The sequence below is a fragment of the Streptomyces mangrovisoli genome, assembly GCF_000974985.2.
In the GTDB taxonomy this organism is placed as follows: Bacteria; Actinomycetota; Actinomycetes; order Streptomycetales; family Streptomycetaceae; genus Streptomyces; species Streptomyces mangrovisoli.
Genome location: NZ_LAVA02000058.1, coordinates 41,016 through 63,934 on the forward strand (window position 1 = coordinate 41,016; position 22,919 = coordinate 63,934).

Here is a 22,919-nt window from a genome sequence, read left to right on the forward strand (position 1 = left end):
TCAGCAGGCGGCGATCAGTCGCGTCAACCCGAGTTCCGCGGCCCAGGCCTCCTCGAGGAGGTAGCGGCTCACCTCATGACCCGTCACCCGCGTCGCGCGGCGTCGCGGAGGCGTGGCGCGCGTTCTGGTCCCGCTCCGTCGTGGCGGACCAGTTGGCGAGCAGTTTCAGGCCGTCCTCGGCGGCGGTGCCGGGAGGCGCGCTGTAGACGATGAGGCTCAAGCCGCTCTCGTCCGGCAGGCTCAGGGTCTCCTGGTCGAGTTCCAGGGCGCCGACGACCGGATGGTCGAGGCGTTTCGTGCTCTCGCGGAAGACGTGCACGTCCTGGGCTCCCCACATCACGCGGAACGCGTCGCTGCGGGTGGACAGTTCACCGATCAGGTTGGACAACTCCCGGTCGTAGGGACGCTTTCCCGCCTCCATGCGCAGCGCGCCCACGGCGAAGCGGGCCATGCGCTCCCAGTCGACGTAGAACCGTCTGGCCGCGGGGTTGAAGAACGAGAACCGGGCGATGTTGGCGCCGCAGGTGGGGTCCGCGAACATCTCCGCATACAGGGCGCGCCCCAGCGGGTTGGCGTGCAGCGCGTCCAGGCGGTTGTTCATCACGCACGCCGGCAGCCCCGGCATACCCGCCACGATCCGCGCCACGCTCGGCCGTACCGCGGGCCGCGGCGCCCCCTGCCGTACCCGCGGCTCGTGCACCGGACCGGCGGCGCGCGCGAGGTCGTACAGATGCATCCGCTCGGTGTCGTCGAGCCGCAACGCGTGGGCGAGGGCGTCGAGAACGCCGTCGGAGACGCCCTTGAGGTTGCCGCGCTCCAGGCGTGTGTAGTACTCGACGCTCACCCCGGCGAGCGTCGCGACCTCTCCCCTGCGCAGCCCCGGCACCCGCCGCTGACCGTACGTGGCGAGGCCCGCCTGCTCGGGGGTGATCCTCTCGCGTCGGGAGCGGAGGAATGCGCTGACGGCGTCCCGGTTGTCCATGCCGCCAGGGTAGGCACCCGACGGGGCGGTTGGGGGTCCCTGCCGGTACCCCTCACAGCAGGGACTCCCCCGGCACGGGCGACTGCCGTTGCATGGTGCGTGCCCGGACACCTCCGGGACTCGCACCCGGATCCCTCCGGGGCTCGTACACCTCGACGACGCCGAAAGGGCACACACGATGAGCAACCACGGTGAGACGGCGACGCAGCACCCCGCGGATGTCGTACGCGGCCTGTACGACGCGCTGGCCAAGGGAGACGTGCCGGGTGTCCTGGCCAGGCTCGACGCCGACGTGACCGTCGACGAGCCGGCCCCGCTCCCCTACGGCGGCGTGCACCGGGGCCGGGAGGCGTTCGTGGGATCGGTCCTGGGCCCGATGACGGGCTGGGCGGACGTCGCCGTCACCGGTACCGAGGTGTTCGAGGGCCCGGCCGGGGTCGTCGGGAAGGTCAGCGGGACCCTCACGGCACACTCCACGGGAGAGCGGTTCCCGCTGATCATGGTCGAGATCCACCAGGTCGGGGGCGACACGGTCCGCGAGATCGACGTCTTCGTCAAGGATCCGCACGAACTCGCCGCGTTCTTCGCGCGTGCGGAGGCGGGCACCCGCTGACGGCGACCGGGGCCGCCCACCTGGCGCGGCCCCGGGCCCCGACTCGCCGGTCCGCCCGGCTCAGCCGAACCCGATCCCGAGGAGCAGCGTGCCGATGGACGCCAGGGTGAGGCCCAAGGGGATCAGGCTCACCCCGATGCCCACACCGAGGCTCTTCCGCCTGGCGAAGTACCACGGCACACCCAGCGAGACCAGCGCCAGCAGGAGCAGGACCAGGGCCGCGCCGATCGAGGCCTCCGTCCGTCCGCAGGGGTTGCCGGCGGTGCACGAGTCCAACGCCATCGGGGACACCAGCATCAGGAAGGCCGCGACGAGTTGGACCGGCAGCGCCACCACCACCCCGACCACGGGGGCGATCCACCACTTCCGCCGGGGCGGCACCCCGTCGGCGGGCAGCGGTCCTCCCGCGAACGGTGACGGTGTCGGAGTCGGAAAGGGCTGCATGGAGCCCTGCGGTCTGGCGGGTGTGTTCATGGAGACAGTATGACGTTCTGGTGATCATCCGGTGAAGGGGGTGCGGGGCGCGGCGGAGGGGGCGGCACGTGGTCTGCGTGCCGCCCCCGGCGTGGCGCAGTGCGTGCCTACGGCACCAGCTGCGGCTTCAGCGCCAGTTCGCGCAGCTGGGCACGCGTCAGCGGGAAGGACTTCAGCAGCGGGCCCTGGGACCCCCGGCCGAGGAAGCCCGTCCAGTCCCTGACGGTGAGCACCGAACCGTCCGTCAGCCGCAGGCTGGCGTCCAGTTCGGCGCCGCTGTACTTGGGCTGGACAGCGCCACTCGCGGGCCACTGCCAGATGGTCAGGACGCCGACCCCCGGCACCTTCTCGTTCGTGCACGCGATGCGCCGGGGCGTCTCGTGCGGCAGCCCGCAGAGGTCCTGCGTCGCGCCCTTCGCACGCGCGGCCTTCGCCGGCATCACGTGGACGGTCAGATAGCCGACGGCACCGTCGCGTACGACGGCGTAGTCACCGTCGTACGGCCCGACCTTCTTCTCCTTCGGCGCCTTCGGCACCCCCTTGATGAGCTGCCCCAGAGACACCTCACGGACCTTGCCCACGCCGGCGGGCAGCAGCTTGCCGAAGCCCCCTGCCCCGGTTCCGGTCTCCCGGGCCGTCGGTGAGGCCGCCACGTTCTCGCCGCGGCCGGCCGGCAGGACATCGGATCCGACGACGGCTCCCCCCGCGACGACGGCCGCGACCACGCCGGTCACCGCTGCGCGGCGGCGCCACCGGATCCGCGCGGCCCGCGCGAACACCGCCTCGCTCCCCCGGCTCTCCGGTACGGGCACCTGGCCGACCGCCTCCTTGAGCAGTTCCCGCACCATGTCGTTCTCGCTCATACGAACTCCTCCTGCACCGCGGCCCTCAGCGCCGCGAGTCCCCTGGCCGTGTGGCTCTTGACCGTGCTCTCGCGCATCCCGAGCAGTTCGGCGGTGGCTGCCACGCTGAGGTCCTCCCAGTAACGCAGCACGAGCACCGCCCGCTGTCTGGGCGCGAGTCCCGCGAGAGCGGCCCGGACCATCAGGCCGGTGTCGCCGTCCACCGCCCGCCCCGGCGCGTCCGGCACGTCGCCGTACGCCTGCTCACGTCGCCAGAACCGGCGGCGCGCCGCGATGAAGGTGTTGACCAGCGTCCGGCGCGCATAGGCGTCCAGGTTCTCCAGTCGCCCGTGCCGGCGCGCGCCGAGGACGACCTTGACCAGAGTCGTCTGGACGAGGTCCTCCGCCTCGTCCCGGTTGCCGCACAACAGGTAGGCACTTCGGAACAGTGCCGTGCGTCTGCCCTCGACGAAGGCGTGCAGAGCCGCTTCCGCGCCTCGCGTCATCCCTCCCCCTTCCCGGCCCCACGGATATGGACCGTCTCACCTGTTCCAGTGCGGCGGGACCACCAGGAGGACGCAGCCGGGGGCCATCAAACTTTCGGGGCACGGAAAAGGTGGGGCCGGTTCGCTCGGCGAACCGGCCCCACCTGTGAGCCACGAGGTCAGTTGTGGTGGCAGACCAGGTGGCCCTTCACGAAGTGCTTCTCCCAGTGGGCCGGCACGTAGACCCACTTGAAGAACTTGTGATCCTTCACGTGACCGTGGTGCATGGTCTTGTGGTGGACCAGCTTCTTCTCCCAGTGGCCCTTGACCCACTTCTTCTCCCAGTGGCCCTTCACCCAGTGGCAGTCACTGTGATGGTGACCCGCCGTCGCGGTCGCGGTCGGGCCCGGTGCGGGCGCCGCGGAGGCCGTGCCGGACAAGCCGAGGGCGGCTCCGCCGGCCAGAAGTCCCGTCGCGGCGGCTCCGGCCGCCAGGCGTCGGAGGCTCATGGGTGCAGTCATCGGACACCTCTCCTTCGAAGGGTCGAGCGATGAGCACGTACGACGGGGTTGCCGGTCCCGCCCTGCTGTGCCGGACGCGAGGGATTCGGAGCCGACGGACCGACGGATGACGCGCCGCCGGAAACAGCGGATGAGCGTGCGTTCACCCGCCCGGATGAGACGTCACGGCGTTTTGTCCGCCGTCGCGCGGCATACGCGAGCCGTCCGGCTACGAATTCCAGATGCCGGGCCGGCCTCCGTCCCGGACGAGCTCTTCGAAGGAGCGCCCATGTCGATGCCCGTGTCGCCGTCGCCGTCGCCGACCACGGCGGGGACGCGTGATCCGCGCGCCGGTGCCCGTCCCCTCGTTCCGCCCGCCCGTACAGCCGCCGCACCAGGCACGAGGGGAGGGCTGTGCTGCACAGCTCCGAGCCGACCGCACCGGTGGAAGAACTTCTGGCCCGTGTCGCCGACGGGGACCAGGACGCGTTCACCGGCGTCTACGACGCGCTGTCCGGCGCGGTGATGGGCCTGGCGCACAGGATCCTGCGGGATGCCGCGCAGGCCGAGGAGGTGACGCAGGACGTCATGATCGAGGTATGGCGCGTCGCGCACCGCTACGACCCCGGGCGGGGATCGGCGAAGGCCTGGGTGCTCACCCTGGCCCACCGCAGGGCGGTGGACCGGGTGCGCGCGGCCCAGGCCGGTACGGAACGCGAACGGCGTACGGGACTGCTCCAGCCGGAGCGTGCCTTCGACGAGGTGTCCGAGACCGTCCAGGACCACGACGAACAGCGTCGGCTGTGCCGCTGTCTGGCGACGCTGGACCGGCAGCGGCGGGTGCCGCTGGTGCTCGCCTACTACCACGGCCTGACCTACCTCGAGGTCGCCGCCGCGCTGTCCACGCCGGAGGGAACGGTGAAGTCCCGCATGCGCGCGGGGCTGCGCGAACTGCGGGCCTGTCTGGAGGAGGACGGCTCATGACCCGCGAGGACGATCCGCACGCGGCCGTCGGGGCGTACGTGCTGCACGCCCTGCCACCGGCCGAGGAAGCCGTCTTCGAGAACCATCTCGCGGAGTGCGCGGCCTGCCGGCGGGAGGTCGACGAACTGCGGGAGAGCGCGGCGCTGCTCGGCGAGGCGACGCGGAGCATCCCGGTGACGCCCCGGGCCCGCGCCCGCACCCTCGACGCGGTCGCCCGCGCGCGCCAGGACGCCGGCCGGGAGCGGGGCCGGGGCGTTCCGCGTCCCCGCGGCCGCCGACTGCTGCGCCCGGCGCTCGCGGCGAGCGTCGCGGCCGCGCTCGCGCTCGGCGGCATCGCCGTATGGAAGTGGCACGAGTCGGACGACGCGCGGCAGCGGACCGCCCAGGTCGAACGGCAGGCCCGGATCGTGAACTCCGCGATCACCGAGGTCATCACAGCGCCCGACGCCACGGTCCACCCCGGCACCCTGGTCGGCGGCCGCACGGCCGCAGTCGTCGTCTCCCGCTCGCAGTCCCGCGCGGTCTTCACCGCACGCGGTCTGCCCGTCCTGACCGGCGGCAAGGTCTACGAGCTCTGGTACGAGGGCGAGACGGGGGTGCACCGCCCGGCGGGGCTCATGACCGGTGGGCCGGGCGACAACGCGTACCTGATGAAGGGGCGTGTGCTCGGCGCCGTCTCCGTGTGCGTCACGGTCGAACCGGCCGGCGGTTCCCCGCAACCCACCAGCAAGCCGCTGGGCGCCATCTCCATCACCGTGTGACCCGCTCCGTGGGCGTGACGCGCCGCGCGTACGCCCACGGAGCGGGTGCCGCACGCGACACCCATGGACGGGTGCCGCGCACACCCGCGGATGTCAGCGCACCGTCCGGATGGGCAGGATGCTCAGTGCGCCCAGGACCACCAGGACGACGCCCGCGACGAACAGCGCGCTGTAGCCGCCGAGCCCGGCGATGACGGCCGCGGCGACCGCGGGTGCCAGGGCCTGGGGCAGGGCGTTGGCGATGTTGAGGACACCCATGTCCTTCGCGGCGGCGTCGGGGCGGGGCAGCACCTGGGTCATCAGGGCCGTGTCGACGGCCATGTACATCCCGAAGGCGCAGCCGCACACGACGGCGTACGCGAACATCGACGCCTCGCTGCGCAGGATCAGCGGCAGCGCGAAGGCCACGCCCATGCCGAGGCTGGAGGCGATGACGAACGGCTTGCGCCGGCCGACCCGGTCGGACCAGGGACCCGACACGACGATCATGACGATCAGGCCGGGCAGCATCGCGAGGCTCAGCAGCGGCACCAGCTCGTTGGCGCGGTCGCGGGTCAGCCCGAGGTAGTCGTCGAGGATGTACAGCTGGTACGACGCCACGCAGTAGTAGCCGAGGACCAGCAGGAAGCGGCCGAGGAAGGCCCAGGCGAAGTCGGGGTGGCTGCGGGGGCTGACCCAGAATCCGGTGAGGAAGGGCTTCCAGCGGAACGGGTCGCCCTGCGGGGCGTCCGCGGCCGGCTCCTTGTTCAGCAGCAGGAAGACCGCCGTACCGGCGACGACCAGCACGCCGAAGACGGCGAACCCGAGGCCGAGGGCGTGGGCGAAGCCCGCGGCGACGGCGGCGCCGACCGTGGCGCCGAACATCTGCGCGAGCCCGGCGGCGGAGGAGAAGACCCCGCGCCGGTGCTCCGGGGTGCGGTCCGGGATGACGGCGGTGAGCGGGGCCTGGAGTCCGTTGAGGCATATCTGCGCCAGGGCCCAGGCGACGCCGATCCACAGCAGGTTGTTGCCGAGACCGAGTGCGATCAGCGACAGCCCGCCGAGCAGGGCGCCGCCGGCCATCCAGGGGGCGCGGCGGCCGAAGCGGCCGTGGGTGCGGTCCGAGAGGGCCCCGGCCACGGGGTTTGCGAGCATCGCGCCGAACGCGCCGACGGCGCTGATGACGCCCAGGGAGGTCGACTTGGAGTCGGGGTCGACGTCCGCGACGAGGTTGGCGAGGAGGACGGCGGGGACGGCGCCGTAGATGGCGTAGAGGGCCGCGCTGTTGGCCATCAGGCCGGCGAGGAGGCGTCTCTCGCCGGGCTCGCGGGTGCCGTTCGCGGCCGGCTCGGCGGGGGCGATCGGCTGGGAGCCGGTGGGTGCGGTTGTCATGACGACCTCTTTGTCGTGTGGGACGCCGGGAGCGACTCGCCCCTGGAGCGGGGGCGAGACCGGATGGGGACAGGGGTGGAACGGGAGGTACCGCGGGATGAGGCGGCGGTGAATCGGGAGTGCCGCGGGATGAGGTGGCGGTGGATCGGGGGTGAGGCGGCGATGGTTCGGGGGTGAGGCGGTCGGGGAGCGCGGGGCGGTACGGGTCGCGGGCGGCGTGGTTGGTTGCGCCGTGGTCGCAGCGGGGGGTGCGTGCCTTCGAGCGAGGGGGTGCTGTCGGGGGCCGGAGGGTGCCTTCGCGCCGGAGGGCGCCTTCGGTCCGGGGGTGCCTTCGCGCCGGGGGTGCCTTCGCGCCGGGGGGGGCGCCGTCAGTCCGGGGGTTGCCTTCGGTCCGGAGGCGCTTCGAGCCGGAAAGGTGCCCTCGGGTCGGGGCCTGCGGGCCGGTGGGTCTTGGGGTCGGGGGCTCTTCGGGCCGGTTGGCCTTCAGGTCGGGGGCTCTTCGGGTCGGAGAGGTGACTCCGAGCCGCAGGGATGGCCTCGGCGCGGAGCGTGGCCTCGGGCGGAGGGCCTTCGGCCGGAGGGCGGGTCGTTGTCCGGGCAGGGCCGGCGGCGGCTGACACCTGGTGCGGTCGGCCCCGGGATCGGGCGCCGTCGGTGCGGGAGCCGGGCGGGGCCGTCCGGCCCGCGTACCGGGTGGTGGCCCGGTACGGGGATGCGCGGGCCGGTCGCGCGGGCCCCCGCGCTCCCTCCGCGAGAGGGGCGAGGCGTCCGCCCGGGGCGTGGGCGGCACGCGACCGCCCACGCCCCGGGGATGTGTCAGACCCGGCCCGCGTTGAGCTGGGCGATCAGCTTGTCCAGGTCGGCCGGGGTGACGGCGCCGCCGGCGAAGCTGAGCAGGCGGCCGACCGGGATGGAGGCCAGCATCTTGGCCATGTCGACGCCGAGGACCTCGGTGTCGGCGGCCGCCTGCGGCATCGGCATCAGCGCGCCCAGGACCTCGGCCGCGCCGGGGACGGCCATGACCTCTCCCAGCGTCGAGTTCAGGGTCAGCGGCAGCACGAACGCGTCGCCGGTCACCTCGACGGAGGCCGCCGCGCGGATGTCCCGGCTGGAGGCGGCGGCGCGCACCTCGTACGCCCCGCCCTCGACGACCCACCGCTCACCACGGGTGTCCCAGTACGCCAGGTCCTCGCGGGCGATCAGGACGCTGACGCGCTCGCTCGCGCCCGGGGCGAGCTCGACGACGGCGTGGCCCTTGAGCTCCTGGGGCGGACGGACCACCGACGCGTCGGGCCGGGCGACGTAGAACTGGACCACCTCGCGGCCGGCTCGTGCACCGGAGTTGGTGACGGTGACGCGCGCGGTGACGCCGTCGCCGTCCGCACTCAACTCCAGGTCGTCGTAGGCGAACGACGTATAGGACAGGCCGTGTCCGAAGGGGAAGGTGACCTCGATGTCCCGGGCGTCGTACCAGCGGTAGCCCACGAACAGGCCCTCGCCGTAGGCGACATGGCCGTGCTCACCGGGGAAGTCGAGGTAGGCGGGGGTGTCCTGGATGCGGACGGGGACGGTCTCCGTCAGCCGGGCGGACGGGTTGACCCTGCCGAACAGCACGTCGGCGAGCGCGCCGCCCGCGGCCTGGCCCAGCAGGGCCCCGTCCAGCAGGGCGGGGGCGAGTTCGGCGACCGTCGCCAGGCGCAGCACGCCGCCGTGCGAGAGGACGACGGCGGTACGCGGCTGCGCGCGGACCACCGCGGCGAGCAACTCCACCTGCTCGGCCGGGAGTTCGATGTGTTCGCGGTCGAAGCCCTCGGACTCCTGGTGCGCGGCCAGCCCCAGGAAGACCACGGCCGTGTCCGCGGCGGCGGCCGCCTGAACGGCCTCGTCGCGCAGGGCGGCCTCGTCGCCGGAGCCGTCGGTGGTGAATCCGGCCGCGTAGGCGACGGAGGTGCCGTCACCGGCCAGGGCGCGGATCTCGTCGAGCGGGATCTCGACGCGGGTCGGGTTCACGTGCGAGCTGCCACCGCCCTGGTAGCGCGGGTGCTGGGCGAACTCGCCGACGACCGCGACGGAGCGTCCCGCCTCCAGCGGGAGGACGGCCTGCCCGTCCACGGGCTCGTTGCGCAGCAGTACGACGCAGTGCGCGGCGACCTGCCGGGCCAGCGCGTGGTGGGTCTCGGCGTCGAACGCGGCGACGTCCGCGGCGCGCCCGGCCGCGGCCTTCGCGGCGAGGGCGATGGTGCGCGCGGCCGCCCGTGCCACGACGGCGGCGTCGAGCTCCCCCGCCTCGACCGCGTCCACGACCAGCCGGTCGGTGGCTCCGCCGCTGCCCGGCATCTCCAGGTCGAGGCCCGCCGCGACCGCCTTGACGCGGTCCTGGACTGCGCCCCAGTCGCTGACCACCACGCCGTCGAAGCCCCAGTCGTCGCGCAGCACCTCGGTCAGCAGCCAGTGGTTCTCGGCGGCGTACGTGCCGTTGATGCGGTTGTACGAGCACATCACGGTCCACGGGTTCGCGGTCCGCACGACGTGCTGGAAGGCCCGCAGGTAGATCTCGCGCAGCGGGCGCGGGGCGATGTCGGAGCTGGAGCGCATCCGGTCGTGCTCGGTGTTGTTGGCGGCGAAGTGCTTCAGGGAGGCGCCCACACCGGTGCTCTGCAGACCGCGCACCCAGGAAGCGGCCAGGCGGCCGGTGAGGTGCGGGTCCTCGGAGTAGTACTCGAAGTTGCGGCCGCAGCGCGGGTCGCGCTTGATGTTGATGCCGGGGCCGAGCAGGACGTCCACGCCCAGCGCGCGGCTCTCGACGCCCAGTGCCGTGCCGACCCGGTGGGTGAGCTCCGCGTCCCAGCTCTGACCGAGCCCGACGGCCGGCGGGAAGCAGGTCGCGGGCTCGCTGCCGGCGAGGCCCAGGTGGTCGGTGGCGCCGACCTGCCGGCGCACGCCGTGGGGCCCGTCGGTGAGCATCAGCGAGGGGATGCCGGCGACCTCCTTGGTGCTCCAGAAGTCGGCGCCGCTGCCCAGGGCAGCCTGCTCGGTCGTCGACAAGGCGGCGGGGTCGTGCGTGGTCACGGGGTCTCCTCGGGATAGAGCGATGCCCTGCCGGTGGGCGTGGTGCGGGGCGGGCCGATCGGATGGGCGGGCGCACGCGGGGCCGCCTGCGCGGTCGGGTGGTGGGCCCCACGCCCCCCATGACGCGCGGCCCACCCTCCAGGGGTCGGCGGGCCCCGGGTCAGGCGGGGCGGAGCAAGGTGATTCGCCCCGATAAGAGCCCTTCCTCCTTGCCGACAGCGAAAACCTTACGGCGCTCGGGTTTGGTGGACAAGGGATGCTCACCAGGAAATATGCGGTGCCGTAGAGTCCTGCCCATGGCACGACGTGGTTCGTACGCGAAAGGCATCGCCAAGCGCGAGGAGATCCTCAACACGGCGCTCGAGATCGTCTCGCGCGTCGGGTACAGCCGCGCGACGGTGCGCGAACTCGCGCAGGCCGTCGGCCTCAGCCAGACCGGTCTGCTGCACTACTTCGGCACGAAGGAGCAGCTGTTCGTCGAGATCCTGCGCCGCCGCGACGAGGTCGACGAGCATGTCCTGGCGGGCGGTTCGACGGCACCGGACGGCACGCCGCTCGACCTGCCCGGCGGGATGTCGGCGCTGCTCCGGCACAACGCCCAGGTCCCGGGCCTGGTCCAGCTCTACTCGCGGTTCTCCTCGGAGGCGACCGAGGAGAACCATCCGGCCCACGGGTACTTCCAGGACCGGTACGCGTCGGCGCGCTCGGCGGTCGGTGCGCTGATCCGCCGGGAACAGGAGGCCGGCTCCCTGCCCGACAGCCTGGACGCCGACCGCGCCGCGGTCCTCCTGTTCGCCCTGATGGACGGCCTCCAGACCCAGTGGATGTACGACCCCGAGATCGACATGGCCGACCAACTGGCCTACTTCTTCGAACTGTTGAGCACCAAGTCGACGGATCGCGAAGCGCCCGCAGCCACCGGGAACACGGCGCCGTAACAGGCCCGCCAACCTCCACGACAGGCTCGCCCCCGCGCCCCCTCACACGCCTTACGGACCGATGACGTACGGCTTCGCCGTCGCCGTTCCCGGCGCGTGCGGGCCTAGCGTGGTGGCACCGGCCCGAGGTGCCGGTGGTGCTGCCCGCGAAACGAAGCGGCGGCGGGCAGCACCACTTTCTCGCGACGGCACGCAGACGGGTGACGGCAGGGGCCGGGCGCGAGGGCGTGCCTCGCCGATCCGGGGCGGCGGGTCAGGCCGGGGCGTGTGCCGTGTAGACGGTCGCGGACATCGGGGCCGTCACGGGGCCGGTGCCGAGGCGGTCGGTCATCCTCCGTGCCACGGCGGCCCGGATGTCCCGGGCGTCCTCGCGGCCCGCCATGGCGGCGCTCACCGGGGTGCCGGTGAGGAACCCGTCGGCGACGGAGGCGGCCGACCGTGCGACGCCCGCCAGCGTGAGCGGCTCGGCGGCGGCCAGGGTCAGGCCGGCGGCTTCGACGTCCGCGGCGACGGCGGCCGGGTCGGCGTAACCGTGGGGCACGTCCCTCAGGAACGGCGGCGCCCCGTCCGGCATGGACTCCTCCAGGGCGGCCTGGAAGGCGGCGTCGAAGCCGTGCGTGGACAAGGGACCCCAGCTGTTGAACACGAAGCGCCCGCCGGGGGCCAGGACCCTGCGCACCTCGGCGTAGGCGGCGGGCCTGTCGGGGAAGAACATCACGCCGAACTGGCAGACGACGAGGTCGAAGCCGCCGTCGTCGAAGGGGAGTTCCTGGGCGTCCGCCCGCCGCCAGGCAGCGCGTGGCTCACGCGCCGAGCCGACGGTCACCATCGCTTCGTTGAGATCGGTCGCCGTCACCGCGGCCGCGGGTACCGCGTCGACCAGGGCCGAGGTCAACACCCCGGTCCCGGCGGCGAGTTCCAGGACGCTGCGGGGCCGTAGCGCCGCCGCCCTGGTCGCCAGGTCGTCGGCGAAGGGCCGGAAGAGGACCGGCACCAGGTGCTGTTCATAGGCCTCGGGCATGGACCGCGTCCATCGCCGGTTCACATCGTCCGCACTCACCCGCCCGACACTAGCCCCGTGGGCCTCCGGCGACGGACCGTCGGGCCCGTGGCGGCTTCGTGTCGCGGCCGGGCGTCCGGGACCGGGTCGTACGGAGCCCACGGGCGCCAGTGGATCAGCGGGTGAGTGGATCAGCGGATCAGCGGACCCGGATGAACAGCACGTTGTAACCGTCCGCCGTGCTCCGGGTCTTGGAGTAGACGCCGTCCGACCCGCCGTTGGGGTTGCCGGTGTTGCCCTCGACGGTGGTGAAACTGGAGCCCCCGCTCACCGTGCGCACGATGCCGATGTGCTCGTGCCCGCCGGTGAAGTCCCAGCCGCCGTTCCAGTCGAAGGCCACGATGTCGCCCGGCTGCGGGTCCGACGTCACCGAGAGGTGGTAGTTGCCGGCCCGGGCCTGGTTCACCCAGCCGGAGACGTAGGTGTTGCGGTAGGAGGAGGCGCCGGTCTGCTTGGCCACCCAGCTCACGAAGGTGGCGCACCAGGCGTACTTGCTGGTGGACATGGACAGGCCCACGGCCGAGCCGTAGCTGTTCGCACGGGCGCTGCCCTCGACCGTGCCGAGTTCGGCCTCGGCCACGGTCAGCATCTTGGTGTACCCGCCGCCGGGCGCGGGGTCGGACGGCGGGGTGACCGCGCCGTACAGCGCCGCCTTGGTGTTCGGTCCCACCTGACCGTCGACCGACAGCCCCTTCTCCGCCTGGAAGTCGCGCACCGCGCTCGCGGTCAGCGGCCCGAAGTCGCCGTCGACGGCGACGTCGGCTCCATGGTGGTTGAGCAGGCTCTGCAGTTCGGTGACACAGCCGCTCTTCTGGCCCTGCACGATGTTGCTCGGGCACGAGCTGGAGTTCAGGTTGATCGGCGACGGGGCGCCGCTCCCGCCGCCCGTGCTGATGTTGGAGTAGAGGGCGTTCTTGGTGTTCGGGCCCACCTCGCCGTCGACGGAGAGACCGGCCGAGGACTGGAACGCCTTCACGGCCGTGAGGGTCAGCGGACCGAACTGGCCGTCCACGTCGAGGTGCTGCCCCTTGCCGTTGAGCAGGGCCTGGAGCGTGGCGACGCAGCCGCCGCTCATCCCCTCCGTGATGTCCGACGGGCAGGACGCCGAGCGCAGGTCCATGGCGGTGGACGGCGACTCGTCGGTGTCGTACAGCGCGCGCTTGGTGTTGGTGCCGACCTGGCCGTCGACCGTGAGCCCGTTGGAGGACTGGAAGCTGCGGACGGCACTGTAGGTCGCCGAGCCGAAGTCGCCGTCGATGTCGATGTCGTAGCCGAAGTGGCGCAGCAGGCGTTGGAGTTCGGTGACGCAGCCGCCCTTGTCGCCCTGAACGATGTTCGCCGGGCAGGACGAGGAGTCGAGGTTGATCGGGGAGGGGGCCGAGCCGCCGGTCGCGTACAGCTTGGCCTTCGTCTGCGGGCCGACCAGCCCGTCCACCGCGATCGCGACGGAGGCCTGGTACTCGCGCACGGCATAGAGGGTCTTGGCACCGAAGTCGCCGTCCACCGTCAGACCGGCACCGTGGGCGTTGAGGAGGTTCTGCAGTTCGGTGACGCAGCCGCTCACCTGCCCCTGCTGGATGGTGGCTGGACAGGAGGAGGAGGTCAGTCTGATCGCCGCGGGCGCCGCCGAGGCGGGGGCGGCGGCGCCGAGCAGGGTGCCCGCCGAGAGGAGTGCGGCCGTGGCGGCGAAGACGCCGGCTCTGACTCTCCAGCTCTGTCCTGCGCTCATGGATACCGGATGCTGAACGGATATTTTGTCGGCGTGAACACGCAATGAACTCTTTTTCATGGCCGCGAATCGTCCCTTTCGCTGGTTCTGCGGAAATCGGTCGGACCGGTCCGGTCGATCGGCCGGAGCGGGATTGCATGCCGGGGTGATATGTCAATCATGCGAGATACGCAGTTTGACCAGGTGGGCTCAGACGCCCGTCAACGGCTCTGCATGGCAACGGAGTTGATGTCCTCGAAGTTCATGATCGGAGTTGTCATTCCGCGCACGACGGTGACAGTTCACGACCCCGCGCACAATGTCGGAACACATAACTGGCTCGATTGAACCGTTACCCGTGGCCGGTATAAACGCACGGAGGACAGCCCGCAGAAGAATTACCGTCCTTTTCGCGGGTCTGTCTTATTGGGCCGTTACCGGCTTCATGTTCCTGTGTGGGAACTGTGTCCCGCGAGCAGGGCGGCGCGTGCGGACGGAGGGCACTTCCCCCCGTCCGCGACGGCGCGGGTCAGAGCATGACGTGCTTGGCCTGGGTGTAGTCGAGCAGGCCGGTGAGGGACAGGTCGCTGCCGTGGCCGGAGTGGCGCACGCCGCCGTGCGGCATCTCCGACACCGTGGTGCCGTGGGTGTTGACCCAGACGATGCCGGTGCGCAGCGCGCGGCTCGCGCGCATCGCGCGGTCGTGGTCGCGGGTCCACACGCTCGCGGCGAGGCCCTGCGGTACCGCGTTGGCCAGGTCGTGGGCCTCGGTCTCGTCGGCGAAGGGCTGGACGGTGACGACCGGGCCGAACACCTCGCTCTGCACGATCGCGTCCCGCTGCCGGACCCCGGCCACCACCGTGGCCTGGTGGAAGAAGCCGGGGCGGTCCAGCCGCGCGCCTCCGGCGACGATCTCTGCGTGGTCCGGGAGGTCGCGCAACACACTCTGCACCGAGGCGAGTTGGGCGGCGTTGTTGAGGGGGCCGAAGTCGGCGGCGGGGTCGTCGGGGCCGCCGGGGACCTGCCGCCCGGCCCGCTCGGCGAAGGCGGCGAGGAACGCGTCGTGGATGCGGCGGTGGACGAGGATCCTGGTGGCGGCGGTGCAGTCCTGGCCCGCGTTGTAGTAGGCCAGGGAGGACAACTGCTCGACGGCGTCGTCGAGATCGGCGTCCTCGTGGATCAGCACAGGTGCGTTGCCGCCGAGTTCGAGGTGGAGGCGTTTGAGGTCGGCGGCCGCGGCCGCGGCGATCTGCTGTCCGGCACGGACGCTCCCGGTGAGCGCGACGAGCCGGACGGCCGGGTGGGCGACCAGCAGACGGCCGGTGTCCCGGTCGCCGCAGACCACGTTGAGCACACCGGGCGGGAGGTACTCGGCCGCGAGCCGGGCCAGCAGCACCGTGGAGGAGGGCGTGCTGTCGGACGGCTTGAGGACGACGGTGTTCCCCGCGGCGAGCGCGGGCGCGATCTTCCAGACGGCCATCATCAGTGGGTAGTTCCAGGGCGTGATCTGCGCGCACACGCCGACCGGATCCCGGCGGAGCACCGAGGTGCGTCCCGGGGTGTACTCGGCGGCCGCGGCGCCCGGCAGATTGCGGGCGGCGCCGGCGAAGTAGCGCAACACGTCGGCGATAGCCGGGAGTTCGTCGGCGAGGAAGAGGGCCCGGGGTTTGCCGGTGTCGGCGACCTCGGCGCCGGCCACGGCGTCGGCCTGCCGTTCCAGGGCGTCGGCGATGCGCAGGAGCGCGGTCTGGCGCTCCCGCGGCGTGGTGTCCGCCCAGGTGGGCCCGGCGCGCTCGGCCGCCCGGCAGGCGGCCTCGACGTCGTCGGCGCCGGACAGCGGCGCGGTGCCGTGGACGCGTCCGGTCGCCGGGTCGGTCAGGCGCAGGGTGGCGCCGGAGGCGGCAGGTGTCTCCGCGCCGCCGATGTGGTTGAGGACGGTCGCCAGGCGCGGGTGGTCAGCCACGGCGCAGTGCCTCCTTCGCCGCGGCGCGGCCGGTGCGGACGGCGCCTTCCATGTATCCGGCGACCCACTGATCGGATCCGCAGACGTAGAAGGGGGGTTCGTGGGTCCCGTGGAGCGGGCCGACGGCCATGACCTCGCCCGGCGGCCACTGGGTGACGTAGCCCTGGGTCCAGGGGTCGCTGCCCCACAGCCGCAGGAAACAGGCCAGCGGCCGACGCGCCTCGTCCCCGTACAGGTCGGCGATCTCGCCCAGCAGTTCGGGGGTGCGCAGGTGGGGCGGGGTGCCCAGCAGGACGCCGTAGCGCTCGGGCGGTATCAGTGCGGACAGTACGCCCTCGTTCTGGGGCCAGGTGCTGCCGAGGACGCCCTCGGACTCGGAGAGGCCGCTCAGGCCGTCCGCGCGCCAGAAGGGGCGGTCGTAGGCGGCGGTGAACTTGGCCGCGGTCGCCTGTCGTTGGCGGTGCAGGGAGGCGAGACGGGCCTCGCTCACGCCGGTGACGGCGACGGACCTGAGGGGTCCCACGGGCAGGGCGCTCACCACGGCCCCGGCGGTGAGGAGTTCGCCGTCGGCCAGCCGGACGGTGCAGCGCCCGGGGCGGACGTCGAGGGCCGCGACGGGCGCGGCGAGGCGGACACGCGGGCCCAGTTCGCGGCCCAGCACCTCGGCCAGGGTCGCCGATCCCTCGGCCAGCCGCAGCCCCTCCCAGTCGCCGTAGTCGTAGTCGCCCGGTCCCGAGGCGGGGACGGCCGCGCTCTTGCGCAGGGCGGCCAGCAGCGAGGTCCGTTCGTACGAGCCGCCGGCGAGGGCCAGTTGGCCGATCTCCCACAGGCGTACGACGGCCGGTGCGGCGTGCCGGGAGCGCAGCCAGGCCCCCACCGACAGCCGGTCCAGGGCGGCCGCGTCCGGGTGGGACCAGGGGTCGTCGGGGTCGACCGTGGCGGCGAGCGCCGTGAACTCGGCGCCGAGGGCGGCGTGTCGGGCGGCGTCGCCGTCGCCGAACCAGTGCGGCGGCTCTCCGGCGGAGGTGCCCTCCGGGGTGGCCCGGACCATCCGGCCCGGCTCGGCGACATAGCTCGGGACCAGCTTCAGGCCCAGCTCCTCGGCGAGGCCGAGATAGGCGGTGTGGGCGCGGCCGACCACCTCCCCGCCGAGCTGGACGGTGCGGCCGTCGGACAGGCGGGCCTGCTCGACCCGGCCGCCGACCCGGTCCCTGGCCTCCAGGACGAGCACGTCGGTGCCGGCGGTGGCCAGGTCCCGGGCGGCGGCGAGCCCGGCCAGCCCGGCGCCGAGCACGATCACGTCGTGATGCATCGGTATCGGTTTCGCTTTCCGGTCGGGAGGGGCGTCCTGCGGGTGTGGGCGATCCCACGAGGACGGTGACGGTGCTCGGGCGGTCCCACGAGGACGCGACAGCGGTCGCGAAGTCGCACGAGGACGAGACGGTGCTCGGGCACTCACGCGAGGACGCGACAGCGCTCAGGCAGTCGCACGAGGACGAGACGGTGCTCAGGCAGTCGCACGAGGACGGGACGCTGCTCGCGCAGTCACGCGAGGACGAGGCAGTGCTCCGGCCGCCAGCCGAACTCGACCGTCTCGCCGCCGCTCCAGCGGTCCTCCATGCGGGCGCGGGCGGTGTTCTGCTCCAGCACGGACAGGGTGACGCCCGGCGCGAGTTCGATGAGATAGGTGGTGGTGGGACCGCTGTAGACGGTCTCACGGATCACTCCGCGCAGCACGGACATGCCCGGTTCGAAGTCGGACAGCCACACCTTCTCGGGGCGTACGGACACGCTCACGGCGGTGCCGTCCGCGATGGCGGTGCGGGCGCCGACCGGCAGGGCGGGTCCCTGGTCGAGGGTGACCTCGCCGCCGCGGTAGGTGCCGGACATCAGGTTGGAGGTGCCCATGAAGGAGGCGACGAAGCGGCCGGCGGGGTGCTCGTAGACATCCTCGGGGGTGCCGACCTGCTCGACGCGGCCCTCGTTCATGACGCAGATGCGGTCCGACATGGTCAGGGCCTCGTCCTGGTCGTGGGTGACGAAGACGAAGGTGATGCCGACCTCGCGCTGGATCTGCTTGAGTTCCACCTGCATCTGGCGGCGCAGCTTCAGGTCGAGGGCGGCGAGGGGTTCGTCGAGCAGAAGGACGGCGGGCCGGTTGACCAGGGCGCGGGCGAGGGCCACGCGCTGGCGCTGACCGCCGGAGAGGGTGCGGGGTTTGCGCGCGGCGAAGCCGTCGAGCTGGACCAGCTCCAGCATCTCGCCGACGCGGCGCCGCATCTCGGTCTTGTCGACGCCCTTGCGCTTGAGGCCGAAGGCGACGTTGTCGGCGACGCTGAGGTGGTCGAAGAGGGCGTAGCTCTGGAAGACGGTGTTGACGTTGCGCCGGTCGGGCGGCAGCACGGTCACGTCCTCGCCCGCGAGGATCACCGAGCCCTCCGTCGGGTCGGTGAAGCCGCCGATCATGCGCAGGGTGGTGGTCTTGCCGCAGCCGGAGGGGCCGAGCAGGGAGAAGAAGCGGCCGCTCTCGATGTCGAGGTTCAGGTCGTGCACCGCGTAGGTGTCCGCGAACCGCTTGGAGACGCCGTCGAGGCGGACGGCGAAGGACGCGTCCATGGTCAGCTCCCGGAGAGGATGTCGAGGCCGCCGCGGCGGCCGAACAGGCGCGGAATGAACAGGGCGAGGGCGATCAGGCCGATGGAGCCCGCGAGCATCAGCGTGCCGACGGCGTTGATGGTGGGCTGCACCCCGAAGCGGATCGCGGAGTAGATGCGCACCGACAGCGGCTGGGGGTCGACGCCGGTGGTGAAGTAGGCGAGGACGAAGTCGTCGAAGACGAGCGCGAAGATCAGTACGGCGCTGGCGAGGACGGCGGGCAGCAGGGCGGGCAGGGTGACCAGGCGGACCGCCTGCCAGCGGGTGGCGCCCAGGTCCATCGCCGCCTCCTCCACCTCGGGGTTGAGGGCGGCGACCCGGGAACGGAGGATGACGGTGACGTAGGAGATGGAGAAGGTGATCTCCGAGACCATCACCGTGCCGGTGGACAGGGTCACCCCCAGGCCCTTGTAGAGCAGCATCGACGCGACGCCGGTGACGATCTCCGGGGTGATCAGCGGCACGAGCATGATCAGGCCGGCCAGTGAGCCGAGCCGGGTGCGCGAGCGCACCAGGCCGAGGGCGAGGGCCACGCCGAGGACGATCGAACCGGCCGTCGCCACCAGGGAGATGCGCAGGCTCGTGCCCAACGAGGAGATCAGTACGTCGTCGTGGACGAAGGCGCGGTACCAGCGCAGGCTGAACCCGCTGAACACGGTCAGGGACTTCTGGGAGTTGAAGGAGAACAGCGTCACCACGCCGATCGGGAGGTACAGCAGCGCGAAGAAGAGCGCGGTGACGGCGATCAGGACGCGGGGCTTGCGGTCGGCGCGGCCGCGCCGGGCGCGGGTCCGCCGGACGGGCCGTTCCGATGCCGGGGCCGGGGTCGTGGTGGGCGGGCTGAGCTGGGTCATCGGCGGGCCTCCGCCTCGTCCTTGCGGGTGCGCCGGAGGTAGCCGAGCATCCCGACCAGCAGCACGAGCATGAGCAGCATGGTGAGCGCGGAGCCCAGGGGCCAGTTCTGGCCCTGGAAGAACTTGTCCTGGATGAGGTTGCCGATCATGATCTGGTCCGGTCCGCCCATCAGTTGAGCGCTGACGAAGTCGCCCATCGCGGGCAGGAAGACGAGGACCAGCCCGGCCGCCGCACCCTGCCGGGTGGCCGGCAGGGTGACGAACAGGAAGGTCCGCACGGGGCCGCCGTAGAGGTCGCGGCCGGCCTCGATCAGGGAGACGTCGAGCCGCTCCAGGGCGGCGTACAACGGGATGATCATGAAGACGACGAAGCCGTAGACCAGGCCCGCGATCACACCGACACCGGTGTTGAGGATCTTCGTGTTCGCGTCGGCGAGCCCCACGCCGCGCAGCGCCCGCAGCAGCGGGCCGTCGTCGGAGAGGACCACCGACCAGCCGTACATGCGGACCAGGTAGTTGGCGAAGAACGGGACGACGATCGCGGCGATCAGCGCGTGTTTCCAGCGGCCGCCGTACAGGGCGATGGTGTACGCCACCGGGTAGGCGATCACCAGGCAGATCACGCACGTCAGCAGGGCGTAGCCGAGGGAGCGGGCCAGGACCTCGGTGTAGGCCGGGTCGGCCAGGGCGCGGATGCTGGAGAGGTCGAACCCGAAGCGGGGGTTGCCGAGTTCGTCGGTGGTGCCGACGGTCAGGACGGCGACCAGCACCAGGGAGGCGATCAGGAACCCGGTCATCCACAGGGTGCCGGGGAGCATGAACCAGGACCAGATGCGGGCGCCGGAGGCGTCCGGTCCGCGGCGGCGCGAGCGGGAGCGCGAACGCGAGGGGTGACGCAGAAGTGCCATCGCTCAGCCCGCCTTCACATGGGTCCAGGCGGTGTCACGGGCGTCCTCCGCCGTGCGGCTGCCGTTGCGGAAGAACAGGTCGGCCTTCAGGTCGGCCTCGGTGACCAGGCACTCGGGGAAGGGTTCGACGAGTGCGGCGTAGACCTTCTCGGAGCCGGCCACCGGCATGGGGTAGCCGATGTACTCGATGTTCTTCTTCACGTTCTCCGGCCGCAGCATGTAGTCGATGAACAGCATCGCGGTGCCGGGGTGCGGGGCGTTCCACGGGATGGCGTAGCAGTCGGAGTTGATCGGGGTCCCCTCCTTGGGCGCCTCGAAGCCGAACACGGAGGGGTCCTTGGCCTGGTTGAGCATGGCCGCCATGTCACCGCTCCAGGCCTGCGTCATCAGGGCGTTGCCGTTGAGCAGGTTGTTGTAGCTGTCGCTGGAGAAGCCGCGCAGCCGCGGACGCAGGCCGGCCAGCAGGCGGGTGATGCGGTCGAGGTCGCCGGAGTCACCGGTGCTGACGTCGAGGCCGAGTTCCAGGGCCCCCATGCCGAGGACCTCGTCACGGTCGTCCAGCAGGAAGACCTTGCCCCGCGCCGCGTCGTTCCACAGGTCCCGCCACGATCCGCTCAGGTCGCCGAGGCGGTCGCGCCGCCAGCCGATGCCGGTCTTGTACGCGGTGAAGGGCACGGTGTGCGCGGAGCCGGGGTCGTACCAGGGGTCCGCGAAGTAGGGGTAGGCGCCGAACACGTCCTTGGCTCGGGTGATCTGGGAGTGGTCGATACGGCGCAGGCGGCCGCCGCGGGCGAGGCGCTGGGCCCACTTGGCGCTGGGGAAGATGACGTCGTAGCGGTTGCCCGCGTTGAGCTTGGCGACCATGCCCTCCATCGAGTCGAAGTTCGACTGGACGACCTTGACGCCGTACTCCTTCTCGAAGCCCTTGAAGACCGACGGGTCCACGTAGTCGGCCCAGTTGAAGTAGACGAGATCGCCGTCGACGCGGGCGCGGGGCGGGGCCAGGTCCTTGGCGTCGGGCGTCTTGGCGGGCATGAACCCGCAGCCCGCGACCGCGGCGCCGAGCAGGCCGCCTGCGCCCGCCCTGAGCAGGGCGCGTCGGGTCGAGGGTGGTACCTCGGGGGACATGGAGCGTCCTCTCCGTCGAGGAACGGCACGGCAGTCCAGGGCGGGACCGGCTGGTCGGCTCACGGAGGCCCTGTGACTCCGTAGTGAAGACCGGTCTGGGGAAGGTGCGGGTGGAGGTGCGGGGGCGGACGGGCGTCAGCGCAGGCGGGGTAAGCCGGCCGGCGGGGGCGGGGGCGCGGACGCGCCGGGCCGCCGGGTCTGTGCCCCGGGGTCGCGGGGCGTCACCGGCCGTCCCCCTCCAGGTCCCGGCGGATCCGGCGGGCGAACCAGCCGACGGCGGCCTCGCGCTGCGACAGCGGTCCGGGCTCGAAGCCGGGCGTGGACAGGCCCGCCTGCACCCGCTCGACGAGCTCGGCGTCCTCGTCGTTGGTGACCCAGCCGATGTGGATGTTGAGCCGGCGGGCGATCCTGGTCCGCAGACTCTCCCCGCGCCGGGTGTAGAACGCGCCCGGAATCGCCGCCCGGTCCTGGGCGGTGGGCAGGGCGGTCCACGCGAGCACGTGGTCAGGGTAGAAGTCGATGAGCGTGTTGGGGTAGATCACTGCATAGCGCCATACCCGCCGGTCGGCCTCGGTCAGCCCCGGCATCGAGGTCGCGAGCCGCTGGTAGAGCCGCTCCGTCCAGTTGGAGGAGGGCTTGTCCCGCAGCGGCGACTCGAACAGGACGTAGTGCTCCCGCACGTCCACGGTGTACGCCTGGTAGTCGAGCAGCCGCATCAGCGCGGGGTGCGCGACGGGGACGTGGTAGCCCTCCAGGTAGTTGTCGACGATCACCTTCCAGTTGGCGTTCTGCTGCTCGCCGCCGGCGGCGTCGTGGATGCGGTGCCTGCCGACCGGGGTGAGGCCGGGCCCGGCGTAGTGGCCGACGGCCTCGGCGAGTCCGGCGCAGGACTCGGCGAGGGGTACGGCCTCCAGGTCGAGGTTGACGAAGACGAAGCCGAGGAAGGACTCGACGTTCACCGGGTGCAGTCCGAGCCGGGGTTTGTCGAGGCAGGGGATCCGGCGGGCCTCGGGAGCGCCGACGAGACGTCCGTCGAGCTTGTAGGTCCAGCCGTGGTACGGGCAGCGGATCGCCCTGCCCGCCGGCTCCGGGCCGGTGACCAGGCGGGTTCCCCGGTGGCGGCAGACGTTGAGATGGGCGGCGAGGGCGCCGTCCTCGGTGCGGACCACCAGGACCTCCCGGCCCGCGGCCGTGGCGGTCAGCCGGGCGCCCGGTCCGGGCAGGTCGGACTCGTGGCAGACGAGCTGCCAGGACGTGGCGAAGACGCGTTCCGTCTCCGCGGCCGCGATGGCCGGGTCCGTGTAGTAGCGGGCGGGGAGGGCCTCGCCGGGGTGATCGGGCTGCTCGCTCGGCGGTCCGTGCGGCGCGGTGGCCGCTTCGGTGGTCGAGGGATTCATGGGTCCTCCTCCGCGCCGCACGGGGCGGCGATGGGCGGTGAGGCTACGGCAGGGGCCGGCCGTGGGCTGCCGCGCCCGGCCATGGGTTGCCGTGGGTGGCGTGCATGACGTGCATGACGTGCATGGCGTGGCGGCCTCGGTCGATCGGGCTGACTGATTGGTTAGTCAGATTGGGACCGGCGCGGTGTCAAGTCAAGGCTTGTGGGCTGACTAATTAGTTAGTTAGT

20 protein-coding genes are annotated in these 22,919 nt (G+C 72.2%); 4 read left to right on the plus strand and 16 right to left on the minus strand.

The window, feature by feature from the left end:
- Positions 1-73: 73 nt before the first annotated feature.
- Positions 74-982, minus strand: a complete 909-nt coding sequence (locus WN71_RS23760; protein WP_046588014.1) for a helix-turn-helix transcriptional regulator — start codon at positions 980-982, stop codon at positions 74-76.
- 178 nt (positions 983-1,160) lie between these two features.
- Between WN71_RS23760 and WN71_RS23765 the strand changes: the two genes are divergently transcribed.
- On the plus strand, positions 1,161-1,595 hold the full coding sequence (locus WN71_RS23765; protein ID WP_046588016.1) for a nuclear transport factor 2 family protein: 435 nt from the start codon (positions 1,161-1,163) through the stop codon (positions 1,593-1,595).
- Positions 1,596-1,655: 60 nt separating this feature from the next.
- Here the strand turns inward: WN71_RS23765 and WN71_RS23770 are convergent, their stop codons facing one another.
- From WN71_RS23770 to WN71_RS23785, 4 genes are all read right to left on the minus strand, one after another.
- Positions 1,656-2,069 carry a hypothetical protein gene (locus tag WN71_RS23770; protein WP_143074866.1) on the minus strand — a complete coding sequence of 138 codons (414 nt, stop codon included), beginning with the start codon at positions 2,067-2,069 and terminating at the stop codon, positions 1,656-1,658.
- A 107-nt stretch (positions 2,070-2,176) separates the two neighbouring features.
- Entirely contained in the window at positions 2,177-2,932 is a 756-nt protein-coding gene (locus WN71_RS23775; RefSeq protein WP_046588018.1) for a hypothetical protein, read from the minus strand.
- On the minus strand, positions 2,929-3,417 hold the full coding sequence (locus tag WN71_RS23780; protein WP_046588020.1) for a sigma-70 family RNA polymerase sigma factor: 489 nt from the start codon (positions 3,415-3,417) through the stop codon (positions 2,929-2,931). The genes WN71_RS23775 and WN71_RS23780 overlap by 4 nt, the downstream gene beginning before the upstream one ends.
- Positions 3,418-3,575: 158 nt before the next feature.
- Positions 3,576-3,917, minus strand: a complete 342-nt coding sequence (locus WN71_RS23785; protein WP_046588022.1) for a hypothetical protein — start codon at positions 3,915-3,917, stop codon at positions 3,576-3,578.
- Positions 3,918-4,310: 393 nt separating this feature from the next.
- Between WN71_RS23785 and sigK the strand changes: the two genes are divergently transcribed.
- Positions 4,311-4,880, plus strand: coding sequence for an ECF RNA polymerase sigma factor SigK (gene sigK / locus WN71_RS23790; RefSeq protein WP_046588024.1), 570 nt, complete (start codon positions 4,311-4,313; stop codon positions 4,878-4,880).
- Positions 4,877-5,641 carry an anti-sigma factor gene (locus WN71_RS23795; protein ID WP_046588026.1) on the plus strand — a complete coding sequence of 255 codons (765 nt, stop codon included), beginning with the start codon at positions 4,877-4,879 and terminating at the stop codon, positions 5,639-5,641. Before sigK ends, WN71_RS23795 begins: the two co-directional genes overlap by 4 nt.
- Before the next feature lie 93 nt (positions 5,642-5,734).
- On the opposite strand, the gene WN71_RS23800 is transcribed toward WN71_RS23795, so the two are convergent.
- Together WN71_RS23800 and WN71_RS23805 are read right to left on the minus strand one after the other, a co-directional pair.
- Entirely contained in the window at positions 5,735-7,012 is a 1,278-nt protein-coding gene (locus WN71_RS23800) for an MFS transporter (protein WP_046588029.1), read from the minus strand.
- An 816-nt stretch (positions 7,013-7,828) separates the two neighbouring features.
- Entirely contained in the window at positions 7,829-10,081 is a 2,253-nt protein-coding gene (locus tag WN71_RS23805) for a glycoside hydrolase family 3 C-terminal domain-containing protein (RefSeq protein WP_046588031.1), read from the minus strand.
- A 296-nt stretch (positions 10,082-10,377) separates the two neighbouring features.
- On the opposite strand from WN71_RS23805, the gene WN71_RS23810 reads away from it, so the two are divergent.
- The gene (locus WN71_RS23810) at positions 10,378-11,019 is read left to right on the plus strand and encodes a TetR/AcrR family transcriptional regulator (protein WP_206300125.1); all 642 of its coding nucleotides are present in this window, start codon (positions 10,378-10,380) and stop codon (positions 11,017-11,019) included.
- Positions 11,020-11,272: 253 nt separating this feature from the next.
- On the opposite strand, the gene WN71_RS23815 is transcribed toward WN71_RS23810, so the two are convergent.
- From WN71_RS23815 to WN71_RS23855, 9 genes are all read right to left on the minus strand, one after another.
- Complete coding sequence (locus tag WN71_RS23815) at positions 11,273-12,040, minus strand: class I SAM-dependent methyltransferase (protein WP_046588033.1); 768 nt, start codon at positions 12,038-12,040, stop codon at positions 11,273-11,275.
- 178 nt (positions 12,041-12,218) lie between these two features.
- Positions 12,219-13,808 (minus strand): peptidoglycan-binding protein, encoded by a 1,590-nt coding sequence (locus WN71_RS23820; protein WP_046588034.1) that lies wholly within the window; start codon positions 13,806-13,808, stop codon positions 12,219-12,221.
- A 508-nt stretch (positions 13,809-14,316) separates the two neighbouring features.
- Entirely contained in the window at positions 14,317-15,750 is a 1,434-nt protein-coding gene (locus WN71_RS23825) for an aminobutyraldehyde dehydrogenase (protein ID WP_240529734.1), read from the minus strand.
- Complete coding sequence (locus WN71_RS23830) at positions 15,743-17,062, minus strand: flavin monoamine oxidase family protein (protein ID WP_046588035.1); 1,320 nt, start codon at positions 17,060-17,062, stop codon at positions 15,743-15,745. The genes WN71_RS23825 and WN71_RS23830 overlap by 8 nt, the downstream gene beginning before the upstream one ends.
- 233 nt (positions 17,063-17,295) lie before the next feature.
- Entirely contained in the window at positions 17,296-18,366 is a 1,071-nt protein-coding gene (locus tag WN71_RS23835; RefSeq protein ID WP_046588038.1) for an ABC transporter ATP-binding protein, read from the minus strand.
- A 2-nt stretch (positions 18,367-18,368) separates the two neighbouring features.
- On the minus strand, positions 18,369-19,259 hold the full coding sequence (locus tag WN71_RS23840) for an ABC transporter permease (RefSeq protein ID WP_107469736.1): 891 nt from the start codon (positions 19,257-19,259) through the stop codon (positions 18,369-18,371).
- Positions 19,256-20,167, minus strand: a complete 912-nt coding sequence (locus WN71_RS23845; RefSeq protein ID WP_046588039.1) for an ABC transporter permease — start codon at positions 20,165-20,167, stop codon at positions 19,256-19,258. Before WN71_RS23845 ends, WN71_RS23840 begins: the two co-directional genes overlap by 4 nt.
- A gap of 3 nt (positions 20,168-20,170) precedes the next feature.
- Positions 20,171-21,295 carry a polyamine ABC transporter substrate-binding protein gene (locus tag WN71_RS23850; protein ID WP_046588041.1) on the minus strand — a complete coding sequence of 375 codons (1,125 nt, stop codon included), beginning with the start codon at positions 21,293-21,295 and terminating at the stop codon, positions 20,171-20,173.
- A gap of 221 nt (positions 21,296-21,516) precedes the next feature.
- Positions 21,517-22,692, minus strand: coding sequence for an aromatic ring-hydroxylating oxygenase subunit alpha (locus tag WN71_RS23855; protein ID WP_046588042.1), 1,176 nt, complete (start codon positions 22,690-22,692; stop codon positions 21,517-21,519).
- Positions 22,693-22,919: the final 227 nt, after the last annotated feature.